The sequence below is a fragment of the Acidithiobacillus sp. TH-A67 genome (assembly GCF_057473545.1).
Genome location: NZ_JBYCKU010000036.1, coordinates 38275 through 52253 on the forward strand (window position 1 = coordinate 38275; position 13979 = coordinate 52253).

Here is a 13979-nt window from a genome sequence, read left to right on the forward strand (position 1 = left end):
ATGGCAGAGATGATGTATTGGCAGGCCATTTTGCGTGCCCACGACGAGGAGCTGGCACGGGATCCGCTGGTGTTTGCAATGGGCGAGGATATTGGTGTGGCCGGGGGGACCTATAAGGCGACATCGGGTCTCTACGCGAAATATGGTCCGGAGCGGGTAATCGACACCCCCATTTCGGAGAATAGCTATACCGGTATCGGGATCGGTGCAGCCATGCTTGGTTGCCGCCCCATCGTCGAAATCATGAGTGTCAACTTCGCCTGGCTGGCGATGGATCAGCTCATGAACAACGCTGCCAAGATCCACTATATGTCTGGCGGCAAGATCCGCTGCCCCTTCGTCATGCGGGTGCCCGGCGGCACCGCGCATCAGTTGGGGGCACAGCACTCGGCACGCATGGAAAAGGTGTTCATGGGAATTTCTGGCCTGCGCGTTGTGACCCCTGCTACCCCCCGCGACGCCTATGGCTTGCTCAAGAGTGCCGTGCGCTCCGATGATCCGGTTGTGCTTATCGAACATGAAAGCATGTATAACCTGAAAGGCGAGGTGCCGGACGAGGAGTTTTTCACTCCGCTGGAAGGCGTGAAAGTAATGCGTCCGGGGCGGGATCTGAGCATCTTTGCCTATAACATCAGTGTCCACTGGGCCTTGCAGGCAGCGGAGCGTCTGGCCAAGGAGGGGGTCGAGGCCGAGGTCATCGACCTGCGTGCCCTGAAACCTCTGGATCGTGCAGGCATTGCTGCCAGTGTGCGCAAGACGCACCGTGCCCTGATCGTCGAGGAAGATGAGGCCCCGGTGGGAGTGGGTGCCGAGGTGATGGCCTTGATCAACGAAGATGCCTTCTTCGAGCTCGACGCCGCGCCCGTGCGCGTACACGCGAAGGACGTGCCCATCCCCTACAATCGCCGCCTGGAAAAGGCGGCCATTCCCAATGCCGACGACGTAGTCGCAGCAGCCAAAAAACTGCTGGGCAAGTAATTTCCGGCGCCCCGCGAGGGCGCGCCCACCTTTTTGAAATGGTGAGATATGGCTGAAGCATACGTCATCAAAATGCCCCAATTGTCGGATACCATGACCGAGGGCGTGCTGGTCTCCTGGGAAAAGCAAGCCGGCGAGCGCGTCGAACGCGGGGACGTGGTTGCGACAGTGGAAACCGACAAGGCCATCATGGACGTCGAGGTCTTTCGCTCCGGCTACCTGGCTGGTCCGCTGGCAGCTGTCGACGCCGTAGTGCCGGTGGGTGAAGCCATCGCCTATCTGGTCGATAGTCCTGACGCGAGCGTGGAGGCCAGTCCGGCAGCGACATCGAGCAGCCCGCCGCCAGCCGCGTCGAACGCCGACCTGGGGTATGCCATCAAGATGCCGCAACTGTCGGACACCATGACGGAAGGCGTGCTGGTCTCCTGGGAAAAACAGCCCGGCGAGCGTGTCGAACGCGGGGACGTGGTTGCGACAGTGGAAACCGACAAGGCCATCATGGATGTCGAAGTCTTCCGCTCTGGTTTCCTGTCCGGCCCCTTGGTGGCGGCAGATGCCGTGGTTCCGGTGGGCGAACCCGTTGCCTATCTGGTGGATGAGCCTACGCAGGTCCGGCGCGATACCGCCTCAGTGGCTGCGACGCCCGCCAAGTCCAATGCAGAAACGGCTGCGGCAGCGCCTGCGCCCATGCCCTCTGCTCCCGCTGCCAGCGCGCAAGCTCCACTGCGGACAAGTGGCGTCGTCCAGCCGGCCCCCCGGCCGACGAGCGCTACGGCCAGCCCTTATGCCCGCCTGCTGGCCGGGGAGCGCGGCGTGTCTCTGGAAGAGCTTCGTGGGTCGGGTCCAGCGGGCGTCATCGTGGCTGCCGATGTCCTCGCCCGGAGTTCCGCGCCGGCCGCCGTTGCCGTCCCGGTGGCAGCGCCGGTGCCTGGCAATGGCCGTGCGATGACTGCCATCGAAAAGGCCATCAGTCAGGCCATGACGGCTTCCCTCAGCATCCCGGTATTTCATGTGACCATCCACGTGCAGCCGGATGCTTTGCTGCGGGTGGCCAAGGCCAGCGGGGTCTCGGTCACCGTGGCCTTGGCCAAGGCTGCCTCCGCGGCCCTCGAAAAGCATCCCCTGATCAACGCCGCCTATCAGCCGGGGGATCGCATCGTCGACAATCGGTCGCACGACATTGGTATTGCCGCCACCACGGAAGACGGCGGTCTGGTGGTACCCGTCTTGCGCGACGTGGCCAGCCATTCCCTGAGTGAATTGCAGGCGGCGTGGAAGCCTTTGCTGGAGAAGGCGCGCAAGCGGCGCATGAGTCCGCCGGAGTATCAGAACCCAACCTTCACCATTTCCAACATGGGCATGTACGGCATCAGTCAGTTCGATGCCATCGTTACTCCGGGTACGGCCGCGATCCTCGCGGTGGCGGCGACGGGTCCGCAGGGCATGCCAATCACCATCACCGCCGACCACCGGGTGGTCAATGGGGCGGAGGCGGCAGCATTTCTCAAGGATCTGAAAATGGCCATCGAGCAGCCCGAGGCTTGGGCTGGAAGCAGCGGTCCCGTCATCCCCGAGGGCGACTACGATACCCAGGTGCTGGTCATTGGCGGTGGTCCTGGTGGTGAGGATTGTGCACGGGAGCTGGCCGAGCATGGCATTCGGGTTACCCTGGTGAACAATGCCCCCTATCCCGGAGGCGAGTGTCTCTGGCGCGGTTGTATTCCCTCCAAGGCGTGGCGCGCGGCGGCCGACCGCATTCGCGATCGCGCCCACGACGCCGCCATGGGTATCGCCCTGGGCGAAGCCAAGCTGGATTGGGCGCAACTGGAAAAACATCGCCGTGGTATCCTGCAGACGCGCGGTGAGATGGCGCTGAAGACTGACCAAGGCATGAAGATTCAGGTACTGGAAGGCTTCGCTCGATTCACCGGGCCGCATAGCGTCGAAATCGCGGGCAAGGACGCCCGCAGCCTGAGCTTCGGCGCCTGCGTCATTGCCACTGGTGCGCCGGCCTTCGTGCCGCCCATTCCCGGCGCGCGGGAAGCGCTGGCCGCGGGTGCTGCGGTGACCTCGGATACGGTCTGGGACCTTGCTGCGCCCCCGAAGAAACTCTGTGTCATCGGCGCCGGTGCGATCGGCATGGAAATGGCGCAGATGTTCCACGATTTCGGTGCCGAGGTGCTGGTGCTGGAGGCCCTGCCACGTCCGGTCGCCGAAATGGAGAAAGAGGTTGCCGAGCAACTGATGGCGGTGCTGGCCAAGAACAGCCCGCGTCTTACGGTGCGCACCAGTGTGGCGGTGCAGAAGATCAGCGGTGGCAAGGGAGATGTGACGGTATGCTATCGTGACGCCGAAGCTCAGGAGCACGACTATGTCGCCGAGCTGCTGCTGATCGCTACCGGTAAGCGTCCGCATACCGAAGCCCTGCAACTGGACAAGGCCGGCGTACAGCTGGGCGAGCGCGGCGCCATTGCCACCAATGATCGCTGTCAGACCAATGTCCCGCATATCTTTGCCGTCGGTGACGTCATTGGCGGCTACATGCTTGCCCATACGGCCGGCCAACAGGGGCGGGTAGCGGCGGCCAATCTGCTGGGTGAATCGGCGCGCTACGATCAGCGCAAGGACAGTGGCGTGACCTTTACCCGCCCGCAGGTGGCCTTCGTCGGCCTTTCCGGTGAGCAGGCCAAGGCCGTCGGGATGGATGTGGCAGAGGTCAAGGTGCCCTTGTCCATCGACGCCAAGGCGATGATGACCGGCGAGACCGAGGGCTTGATCAAGTTGGTCGCGGACAAGCAGAGTCAGCGCATCGTCGGGGTACACTTCCTGGCGGATCATGCCGATACCCTGGTCGGCGAGGCCGTCTTGATGGTCCATGGCGAACTGACGCTGGAACAGGTGGGCAGCGCCATTCATCCGCACCCGACGCAGACGGAGCTCTTTGGCGAAATGGCGCGGCGTCTGCAATCTCGGTTGCGGCGCTCGGCACGCAATAAGCAGTAAATCCCTTGAGCGAGCGCGCGCAAAAATCCGCCGCCAGCTACAGCGAGATCGCCGGCCTGCGCGGTTCCGTGATCCGTTTTTATGGAAGGATGCTGGATTTTGTCATCACAGTCCTCATCTTCCTCATGCTGATCACTTTGCTCTATGCGGTCTGGAGCCTGATCGGCGATGTCTACGCGGCATTTTTCAGTCTGCACCAGGAAGAGGTCATCTCCAATCTGGTCTCGGATGTGCTCTCGGTTTTCGTGCTCATCGAGCTTTTCCGCACCTTTACCGATTACCTCGAGTTTCACCGCATTCGCCTGCGGGTCCTGGCAGAAGTCGCCATTGTCTTCATCCTGCGCGAGGTCTTCATTGGCCTCTATGCCCATCGGCTGGGCCCTTTGGATCTGCTGGCCACGGCGGCGCTCCTGGCAGTGCTGGTGGCAGCCCGCGTTGCCGCCATTCAGTTCGTGCCCAAGCGCGGTCAGGACGGTTCTTGACGTCCGCAGGTAAAGACGAGCAAAATTGTCGGGTATTTCTGATGCTACGCGCACGTGCGTGAGGAGAATGTGGGAATGAGCACAGCTACGGAAACCATGACGGATCTGGATACCCTGCCGCCGGTGATGACCCTGACCGACAGCGCTGCGGACAAGATCAAATCCCTGATCGAAGAGGAGGGCAGCCCGGATCTCAAGCTGCGGGTCTTCGTGACCGGGGGGGGCTGTTCGGGCTTTCAGTACGGCTTCACCTTTGACGAAAACGTCAATGATGGCGACACCGAGGTGGAGCAGTTTGGCGTCCGCCTCTTGATCGATCCGATGAGCTATCAGTATCTGGTCGGTGCGGAAATCGACTATAGTGAGGGTCTGGAAGGCGCGCAGTTCGTTATCAAGAACCCCAACGCTACGACCACCTGCGGTTGCGGGTCGTCCTTCTCCGCCTGAAAGGCCCCGGCAGAGCAAGGCCGAAAGGGAGGCATCCGTCTCCCTTTCTTTTTTTGCGCGGGGTATGATGCAGTAGTTCCCTGCCCCTGTCCAAAGGAGAAACGCCATGACTGATGCCACTGTCGTCCCCGGACTGGAAGGGGTGCCCGCCACCCATTCCGCTATCTCTCATATCGATGGGACGGCGGGCTTGCTCTCGTATCGCGGCTATCCCATCGCCGAGCTGGTTGCGCAGAGTAACTATGAGGAGGTCGCTTTGCTGCTCCTCGACGGGGAGCTGCCCCAGGCCAAAGATCTCGAACGTTTTGATGCGGGACTGCGGGCGCATCGCCAGATCAAGTACAACGTGCGGGAAATCATGAAGTTTCTGCCGGTGACCGGGCATCCCATGGACATGCTGCATTGCGCCATTGCCAGCCTGGGGATGTTCTATCCGCAGCAGGAGCTATCCGATGCCGAACGGGACAATGCCTCGCATCTCGATGCCATGGCGATGCGCATCATTGCGCGGATACCCACCATTGTCGCCATGTGGGATCAGATGCGCTTTGGCAATGATCCCATCCCACCGCGCAGCGACCTGTCGCATGCCGCCAACTTTCTCTACATGCTGCACGGGCGTGAGCCGGATCCGCTGCACGCGCGGATTCTCGATGCCTGCTTCATCCTGCATGCGGAGCACACCATCAACGCCAGTACCTTCTCGGTCCTGGTCAGCACCTCCACCCTCACCAATCCCTATCATGTGATTGCCGGGGCAGTGGGCACCCTCGCGGGCCCTCTGCATGGCGGTGCCAATCAGCGCGTGGTGGAGATGCTCGAGGAGATTGGCAGCGTGGATAATGTCGTGCCTTTTCTGGAGGCGCGCCTCACGGCCAAGGAAAAGATCTGGGGCTTCGGCCATCGGGTCTACAAAACCACCGACCCGCGTGCGGCCATCCTCAAGGAGATGATGGCGGACTTGGCGCAGGCGGGACATCTGCGGCAAAGCAAGCAGTTCGCCATCGCCCGCGCCCTGGAGGAGGCCGCTGCAGAACGCCTGGGGCCGAAAGGGATCCATGCCAATGTCGACTTCTACTCGGGTGTGCTGTACCACGAGATGGGGATTCGCAGCGATCTCTTTACCCCCATCTTTGCCATGGCGCGTAGCGTCGGCTGGCTGGCGCACTGGCGCGAGCAGCTCAGCAATAACCGTATCTTCCGCCCCACACAAAATTATACGGGGGCCTCCACCCGCGCCTATCAACCTCTGTCGGAGCGTCACGCTTGATTTCCGTTCTTTCTACCCCAACGCGCCTGGTGACCAACCAGGTCGATCCGCTGCACGAACTGGAAGAGCACCTGGTTCGTAACCAGTGTGCCATCGAGCGCTGGTTCCGCTGTCAGTGGCAAAGCACCCCGCCGCCTTTTTATGGCTCGGTGGATCTACGCAACGCCGGTTTCAAGCTGGCGCCAATCGATACCAACCTGTTCCCCGCGGGCTTCAACAATCTCAACCCCGAGCATGAAGCGCTGCACATCACCGCGATCCAGCATTACCTGGATCAGTATCACCCGAGCCTGCAGCGTCTGCTGCTCATTCCCGAAAACCACACGCGTAACTTGTACTATCTGGAAAATGTGGCGCGGCTCGCGGAGTTGCTGCGGGAGGCGGGACTCGAGTTGCGCATTGCGTCCTGGATGCTGGAAGAGGCACAGGCCCATGAGCTGCCCTCGGGCGAGCGCCTGCTGATCGAGCCACTACGCCGCGTGGGAGCCCGCCTGCAGCTCGATGATTTCGATCCGCAGATGATCCTGCTCAACAATGATCTCTCGGGTGGCGTCCCCGAGATCTTGCAGGGGCTGGAGCAAACCCTGTTGCCGCCGCTGGCCGCCGGTTGGCAGACGCGGCGCAAGAGCCAGCATTTTGCCCATTACCGGCGCTTGGCTGTGGATTTTGCCGAGGTCGTCGATATCGATCCCTGGCTGATCGATCCTTTCTTTCGCCGCTGCACGGAAATCAACTTTCTGCAGGCCGAGGGACTGGATTGCCTAGTCACCAATGTCGACGCGGTCATCGCCGAAATCGCCGAGCGCTACCGCCACTATGGCATCGACGCGCGCCCCTTCGTCATCGTCAAAGCCGATGCCGGGACCTATGGCATGGGAGTGATGACCGCCTACTCGGGTGCTGAGCTGCGCGAGCTTAACCGCAAGGCGCGCACGCGCATGGCCAAGAGCAAGGAAGGACTGCCAGTGAGCGATGTTTTCATCCAGGAGGGCGTGTATACCTTCGAGCGGACGCCGGAAGACTTCGTTGCCGAGCCTGTTGTCTACCTGCTCGGACAACAGGTCCTCGGGGGGTTCTATCGCGTACATCGGGAGAAGGGTGAGGATGAGAGCCTCAACGCCCCGGGTGCCCATTTCGAGCCGATGGCCTTTGCCGAGCCTGGGATCAACCCCTGTCATAAATCCGCGCCTGACGCCCCCATCAACCGTCATTACGCCTATGGCGTCATAGCCCGACTGGCGTTGCTGGCGGCGGCACGCGAGGCCGAAGACTGGGCCAAGGCGAGGCGATGACAATGCGCGTTGTCATAGTCATGGATCCCATCGCCGGGATCAAACCCGCCAAAGACAGCACCTTTGCCATGTTGCTTTCCGCCCAGGCGCGCGGTCATGAATGCTGGCTCTGTACTCTGGATGGATTGTCTTTGCGAGATGGGCAGGCTTGGGGTCGGCTCCAGCCGGTGCAGGTCTGGGACGATAGTGAACGTTTTTTTGCATTGGGTGAAGCGGTTGCGCGACCCTTGCGGGATTTTGATTGCGTGCTGATGCGCAAGGATCCGCCGGTGGACATGGACTTCCTGCATGCCTGCCAGATTCTTGAACATGCCGGCACCTGGGTGGTCAACGATCCGGCCTCGATCCGGCTGGCCAACGAAAAGCTTTTCCCGTTACAGTTTTCCCGTTGGCTGCCCCCCTACCTGGTCAGCCGCGATATGGCGGAATTGCGGGGTTTTCTGCTGCAGCACGGGGAAATCGTCGTCAAACCGCTGGCCGCGCGGGGTGGCGAAGGAATCTTTTACCTGCACACTGAGGACCGCAACCTGGGTTCCATCCTCGAAACGATCACGGTGCGCGGCACGCATTTCGTCATGGCCCAGCGGTATCTGCCGGCGATCCGTCAGGGCGACAAGCGTATCCTGCTGGTGGATGGAGTGGCAGTACCCGGTGCCATGTTGCGGGTCCCCGCGGCGGATGATTTCCGTGGCAATCTCGTGGCGGGCGCGCAGGCCGTAGCTGCGGAGCTCAGTCCCGCCGAGCAGGAGCTTTGCGCCGAGATTGGACCCGTCCTGCGCGAGCGGGGTCTGCTCTTTGTCGGCATCGACGTGATCGGCGAGCGTCTCACCGAAATCAACGTGACGAGCCCGACCGGCGCCCGTGAAATTCGCCGCTTTTTCGATATCGACGCGACGGATTTGCTATGGGCACGGATCGAACAAGGTCGCTGAGACTGCCCTTCGATGGGCAAAGCGCGGTATCATAGCGGCATGGAATTCTCGTCGCTCAAAAATCACCTCTTGATTGCCATGCCCAGCCTGCATGATGGCCTCTTCGACCGTAGCGTCATCGTCGTCTGCGAGCACAATGCCGAAGGAGCGATGGGGGTGGTCATCAATCGTATCCTCGACATCAATATGGCCGACGCCCTCAAGGCCATCGACATTAGGCCATCGGAAGAGATGATTCACCTTCCAGTCTACTGGGGTGGACCGGTCAGCCCGCAGCACGGCTTCATTCTCCATCAGCCCCCGGGTGACTGGGAGTCCTCTTTGCTGGTAAGCGATACCCTGGCCCTGACTAGTTCGCCAGATATTCTCGCGGCGATCGCCGAGCACCGCGGGCCGGAGCAGTACCTGCTGACCCTGGGCTATGCCGGTTGGGGCGAAGGGCAGCTGGAGAAAGAAATCAGCGAAAATTCCTGGCTGCATGGCCCGGTCGATCCTCGCGTGCTATTCCAGCTCCCCGCTGGCGAGCGCTGGCAGGAGGCAGCGCGGGTGCTTGGTATCGATATGCGTCTGCTCAGTGGCGCGGTGGGTCATGCCTGAGCTTGGGCCCTGGCTCGGGATCGACTACGGCAGTAAGCGGATTGGTGTCGCCTTTCTCGGGGAAGCCGGTCTCGGCGCGCAACCTCTGGCCACCGTTCGCAACGGAGCGGGCGGGCCAGACTGGAGTGCGCTGGGGCGCTTGATCGCCGACTGGCAACCGCGCGCCGTGGTCATTGGCCTGCCATTGCAGGCGGATGGCAGCGAGGGGAAGACCGCTGCTGCGGCAAGACGTTTTGCGCAGACGTTCGCGCAGCGTCATCCCTTGCCGCAGCACTGGATCGACGAGCGACTCAGCAGCCATACGGCCGAGGCGCAAATGTGCGCGCGCGATCTCTCCCGCGCCGAGCGCGATCGTCTGCGCGACCAGCTTGCTGCCTGTGCGATCCTGGAGAGCTTTTACGAGGAGCAACGATGGCATCGACCTGGGATCTGAGTACCCTGATCGACTCCTTGCAGCGCGATCTGCAGGCCCGGATCGATCCGCAGAGCTGCGTGATGGTGGGGATCTACACCGGGGGCGTCTGGATTGCGCGGGAGCTGCACCGGCGCCTGGGGGTTTCTGCCCCTCTGGGAGAGCTCGATATTTCCTTTTATCGGGACGACTTCAGTCGTGTCGGGCTGCATCCCGAGGTCAAGGCCTCGCGTATCCCATTCTCCGTTGATGGCAGCCATCTGATCCTGGTCGACGATGTTCTCTACACCGGCCGTACGATTCGCGCCGCGCTGAACGAAATCTTCGATTATGGCCGTCCGGACCGAATCACCCTGGCAGTCCTCGTCGACCGGGGTCTGCGGGAGTTGCCTATCTGTGCCGATGTCGCCGCCCTGCGTTTGCGCAGCAACCCCTCTGATTACATCAAATTGCGCGGACCGAACCCGCTGTCCCTGGAGTTCCTCCCGGGTGGGGAGGTGGCACCAGCATGATGCCCTGGCGCATGGGGGAAGGCGATCCGCAGCGGGATGCCGAGGGACGTCTGCGCAACTTGCTGGCGATTGAGGGCTTGCGCGAAGGGGAGATTCTCGAAATTCTCGATAGTGCGGAATCTTTTTTGGGGATCGGCGAGCGCATGGTCAAGAAAATCCCCATCCTCCGGGGGCGGACCCTGGTGAATCTGTTTTACGAGAACAGCACGCGCACCCGCAGCACTTTTGAGCTTGCCGCCAAGCGCCTGTCGGCGGACGTGCTGAATATTGCCGTGGCGAGTAGCAGTGCCAGCAAGGGCGAATCCTTGCTCGACACCGTCGATAATCTGCTCGCCATGCAGGTGGATGGTTTCATCCTGCGCCATCCGGAAGCCGGGGCCGCGCACCTCCTGGCTCGTCATCTCGGCGAGCGCGCCTGGGTAGTGAATGCCGGCGACGGACAACATGCCCATCCTACCCAGGCCCTGCTCGATGTCTTCACCATTCGCCATCTGCTGGGACCCATTTCGGAGCGAGTGGTGGTCATCTTGGGAGATATTCTGCATTCCCGGGTGGCCCGCGCCCTGATCCACGCCCTCTCCATTCTCGGTTGCCCGCAGATTCGCGTGGTCGGTCCACGTACCCTCGTCCCGCCCGAACTCCAGGACCTGGGCGTCCATGTCTTTCATGAGCTGGAGCCAGCCCTTACCGGTGCCAATGTCGTATATGCCCTGCGCATGCAGCGCGAGCGCATGGACAGTCAGCGTCTGCCCAGCCTGGAGGAATATCACCGCCGCTTCGGCCTCAGCGCAGCGCGCCTGCGTCTAGCGGCGGACAATGCCGTGGTGTTGCATCCGGGTCCCATGAATCGCGGCGTCGAGCTCAGTGCCGAGGTGGCCGACGGTCCGCAGGCCATTATCCTGGAGCAGGTGACCCACGGCCTGGCCCTGCGCATGGCCGTCCTTGCCCGCCTAGCTGGAGGCAATCCATGAGCCTGCGTCGACGGATTCGTAACCTGCGCTTGATCGATCCGGTCAGCGGCAAGGATTACCGCGGAGATCTCGCCCTGGCGGCAGGAAAAATCCTTGCGCTGGGCGAGATCCCCGACGACTTCCAGGCGAACGAAGAGATCGATGGCAGTGGCCTCATCGCCTGTCCGGCCTTCCTCGAAACGCAGTTCCAGGCGCATACCCCGGGGTCGGGGCTGCATGGTGACCTGCGCAGTGAACTACACGCGGCGGCGGCCGGCGGTTTTGGCAGCGTCGTATTAGATCCGGATACCGCTCCGGTTGCCGATACGCCTGGCGTCCTCTACCAACAACGAGCGGCAGCGGAGGCCGTCGATTATCTGCGCGTGTACCTGAGCGGCGCCTTGACAAGGGAGCTGCAGGGAGAGAGCCTCAGCGAGATGGCGGCCCTCGCCGAGGCCGGGGCGCAAATCTTCAGCCAAGGACGACAATCCGTAGCCGATAGCCAACGTCTGCGCCTGGCCCTGAGCTATGCCGCGGATCTTGGACGCACGGTCTTTCTCTGGCCGGAGGATCGTTGCCTTGCCGGTAACGGCGTCATGGATGAAGGTCCGTTGAGCCTGCGCCTGGGGCTCGCTGCGCGTCCGCAGGCAGCCGAGGAGATTGGCGTGGAACGCGATCTGCGCGTTGCGCGCCTGGCGGGTGCGGCGGTGCATTTCCCCAGTCTCAGCTCGGCGGCGGCCATTGCCCGGGTTGCCGAGGCACGGCGCGGGGGGCAGGTGGTAAGCTGCGGGGTCAGCCTGCACCACCTGCTGCTGAGTGCCGAAGATATCGGTTATTTCAACACCCACAGCAAGATCCTGCCGCCATTACGCAATCAGAAAAATCGTGACGATCTGCTGCGCGCGTTGGCGGATGGGGCCATTCAGTGTCTTACTAGCCAGCATGTGCCGTGGGGCCGCGAAACGGAAGGGCAGACCTTCGCGCAAGCGCCCTTTGGCATCGCTGCAGTGCAGTGGACCCTGCCTCTTGCCCTGCGCCTGGTCGAAGAAGGCAGCTTGGACCTGCTGCAAATGATTCGTCTGTTTACTACCGGCCCCGCAGCTGTTCTTGGCCTGCCGCCACCGTCCCTGGCGCCGGGGGCAAACGCTGATCTTTGTGTCTTTGACCCTGACGCCGAGCTGCAGCCAAGCGCGACGGGCTTCAGTCGTGCCCGCAATCATCCCTACGCGGGCTGGCCACTGCGCGGGCAGGTACGCTACCTCTTTGTCGACGGACGGCTTCGTTACTGCAGTGCCGCCGGATGAAGCGACCTAATTCCCTTTCCTGGCTGACGGTTTTTGGCTTCGGTTTGGCCATTGTGCCGTTGGTCCTGGTGATCGTGAGCATCACCCTGACCATCTCCCGTTTTGCCGAGGAGGGTCAGAGCAGCATCCTGCGCGCCGTAGCCCTGAGTGATAGCGCCAACCGTATGGCTAATGCGGTCCGCTCCATGGAGCGTTATGGCCTGCAATATACGGTGCTACAGGACTCTGCGCTGCTCGTGCTCTTTCAGCAAAGTTTTGAAGAATATCAACAGGTCAGCAAGCGTTTTGCCGCCGCGGGTCCAAATGTGGTCGATCAAAAGCGTTTGCATCGTCTAGATGAGAACCTAGCCAAGGCCCGCCGCGCCTTGCCTCTCGCCGCCCTCGAGGGGGGGCGGGGCAGCCTGGATCAGAATTTCAGCACGGCCAGCCGCGAAATGCAGCAGCTCCAGGAAGATGTCAATGATGGCATCAGTGCGCAGGTCAAGCACCTTGGCGACCGTGCGCTGAAGATCAAGCGTCTGACTCTCTACGAAGTGTTGCTGGCGCTACCGTTGACCATCGTCGTGGCTATCTTCTTCATCATCCTCATTACCCGCCCCATCAAGCGGCTCGATCGCGCGATTTCCAGTCTCGGAGATGGCGACCTCGCCAGTCCTATCCAAGTGAACGGTCCCAAGGACATTGCTGCGCTCGGCGATCGACTGGAGTGGCTGCGACAACACCTGCAGGAGCTGGAGGCGACAAAAATTCACTTCCTGCGGCAGCTTTCGCATGAGCTGAAAACGCCACTCACCGCGATCCGTGAGGGTTCGGAACTGCTGCAGGAGGATCTTGGTCAAGGCCTGGCCGCCGAGCAACGCGAAATCGTCGATATCGTCCGCGACAACAGCCTGCGTCTCCAGCGTCTCATCGAAGATCTCCTGCGTTTCAGTGTTGCCGAGGGGCCAGCGGTGAGCGCCGGCATGCGCCATCCGATCCCGCTGCACGACGTCATCGAAGAGCTGTTGCAAAGCTATAAGCCGTTGCTCCGCAGCAAGGGTATGCGCATAGACCAGCAGATTGCCGAACTCTGGACGGCGGCACACCGCGACCGGATCCGCACTATCTGCGATAATCTTTTGTCTAATGCCGTGAAGTTCTCACCGCAAGGGTCTACCATACGGGTGCGCCTGTGGCAGGATGGCGAAGAGGCGGTTCTCGATGTCATCGATTCGGGCCCTGGAGTGGCGCCCAAAGAGCGCGACAAAATTTTTGATATTCTGTATCGGGGTAGTGCCAGCGAATCGGGAAAGATCGAGGGCAGCGGACTGGGTTTGGCCATTACCAGGGAATATGTTTTGAGTTATGGGGGAAGTCTTGAAATTCTCGACAGTGAGGGGCAAGGGGCACATTTTCAAGTTCGTCTCCCCAGTATTCAGCATGACTCTTTTAGCCCTGAGTCTGAGCGGTTGCGCCGAGATGCCGGTGAGCAAACCTGAGCCCCATAGCGTCGTTCTCCAAGCGGACCAGATCATCGTCTCGCGCGCCGCCTACCAGCAGCTGCAGGAAAGGGCTGCACAGGCGCAGAGTCAGGCGGCAGCCACGGCTGCCTGTGTTTCCGCGCAAAGCCGGATCGCCGGCCTGCAAAAAGAACTCGCAGACTTACGCGCCGGAGATCCAAGTTACCAAAATCTACAAGACAAGATCAACGACTTGCAGAGCCGCCTCAACCAATCCCAACAACGGGAAGGGGAGTTGCGAAAAAAGCTCAGCGAATTGATACAAATCGAAAAAAATTCCCGCATGGTGGGAGGGCGATAA

At 61.6% G+C, this 13979-nt stretch carries 14 protein-coding genes; all 14 read left to right on the forward strand.

Annotated elements, in window-relative coordinates; all coding sequences use genetic code 11:
- The 14 genes from AC2VNM_RS05355 to AC2VNM_RS05420 all read left to right on the forward strand — a co-directional run bounded on the left by AC2VNM_RS05355 (nt 1) and on the right by AC2VNM_RS05420 (nt 13979).
- Nucleotides 1–978, forward strand: a complete 978-nt coding sequence (locus AC2VNM_RS05355) for an alpha-ketoacid dehydrogenase subunit beta (RefSeq protein WP_483165234.1) — start codon at nt 1–3, stop codon at nt 976–978.
- A 48-nt stretch (nt 979–1026) separates the two neighbouring features.
- Complete coding sequence (locus AC2VNM_RS05360; protein WP_486913003.1) at nt 1027–3981, forward strand: FAD-dependent oxidoreductase; 2955 nt, start codon at nt 1027–1029, stop codon at nt 3979–3981.
- A gap of 5 nt (nt 3982–3986) precedes the next feature.
- Entirely contained in the window at nt 3987–4463 is a 477-nt protein-coding gene (locus tag AC2VNM_RS05365; protein ID WP_483165236.1) for a phosphate-starvation-inducible PsiE family protein, read from the forward strand.
- Nucleotides 4464–4538: 75 nt separating this feature from the next.
- Nucleotides 4539–4910: an iron-sulfur cluster insertion protein ErpA gene (gene erpA, locus AC2VNM_RS05370; protein ID WP_483165237.1), complete on the forward strand. Its 372-nt coding sequence runs from the start codon at nt 4539–4541 to the stop codon at nt 4908–4910.
- Between the two features lie 106 nt (nt 4911–5016).
- Nucleotides 5017–6180 carry a citrate synthase gene (locus tag AC2VNM_RS05375; protein ID WP_486913005.1) on the forward strand — a complete coding sequence of 388 codons (1164 nt, stop codon included), beginning with the start codon at nt 5017–5019 and terminating at the stop codon, nt 6178–6180.
- Nucleotides 6177–7472, forward strand: a complete 1296-nt coding sequence (gene gshA, locus AC2VNM_RS05380) for a glutamate--cysteine ligase (RefSeq protein ID WP_483165239.1) — start codon at nt 6177–6179, stop codon at nt 7470–7472. The genes AC2VNM_RS05375 and gshA overlap by 4 nt, the downstream gene beginning before the upstream one ends.
- A complete protein-coding gene (gene gshB, locus AC2VNM_RS05385) occupies nt 7469–8404 on the forward strand; it encodes a glutathione synthase (protein ID WP_483189614.1) in 936 nt (311 codons plus the stop codon). Before gshA ends, gshB begins: the two co-directional genes overlap by 4 nt.
- 12 nt (nt 8405–8416) lie before the next feature.
- Nucleotides 8417–9001 carry a YqgE/AlgH family protein gene (locus tag AC2VNM_RS05390; RefSeq protein WP_483165241.1) on the forward strand — a complete coding sequence of 195 codons (585 nt, stop codon included), beginning with the start codon at nt 8417–8419 and terminating at the stop codon, nt 8999–9001.
- Nucleotides 8994–9434: a Holliday junction resolvase RuvX gene (ruvX, locus tag AC2VNM_RS05395; protein WP_483165242.1), complete on the forward strand. Its 441-nt coding sequence runs from the start codon at nt 8994–8996 to the stop codon at nt 9432–9434. Before AC2VNM_RS05390 ends, ruvX begins: the two co-directional genes overlap by 8 nt.
- The gene (gene pyrR, locus AC2VNM_RS05400; protein ID WP_483165243.1) at nt 9413–9925 is read left to right on the forward strand and encodes a bifunctional pyr operon transcriptional regulator/uracil phosphoribosyltransferase PyrR; all 513 of its coding nucleotides are present in this window, start codon (nt 9413–9415) and stop codon (nt 9923–9925) included. The genes ruvX and pyrR overlap by 22 nt, the downstream gene beginning before the upstream one ends.
- A complete protein-coding gene (locus tag AC2VNM_RS05405; RefSeq protein WP_483165244.1) occupies nt 9922–10896 on the forward strand; it encodes an aspartate carbamoyltransferase catalytic subunit in 975 nt (324 codons plus the stop codon). The genes pyrR and AC2VNM_RS05405 overlap by 4 nt, the downstream gene beginning before the upstream one ends.
- Nucleotides 10893–12179, forward strand: a complete 1287-nt coding sequence (locus tag AC2VNM_RS05410; protein WP_483165245.1) for a dihydroorotase — start codon at nt 10893–10895, stop codon at nt 12177–12179. The genes AC2VNM_RS05405 and AC2VNM_RS05410 overlap by 4 nt, the downstream gene beginning before the upstream one ends.
- On the forward strand, nt 12176–13657 hold the full coding sequence (locus tag AC2VNM_RS05415) for a HAMP domain-containing sensor histidine kinase (protein WP_483165246.1): 1482 nt from the start codon (nt 12176–12178) through the stop codon (nt 13655–13657). Before AC2VNM_RS05410 ends, AC2VNM_RS05415 begins: the two co-directional genes overlap by 4 nt.
- Nucleotides 13644–13979: a hypothetical protein gene (locus AC2VNM_RS05420; protein WP_483165247.1), complete on the forward strand. Its 336-nt coding sequence runs from the start codon at nt 13644–13646 to the stop codon at nt 13977–13979. The genes AC2VNM_RS05415 and AC2VNM_RS05420 overlap by 14 nt, the downstream gene beginning before the upstream one ends.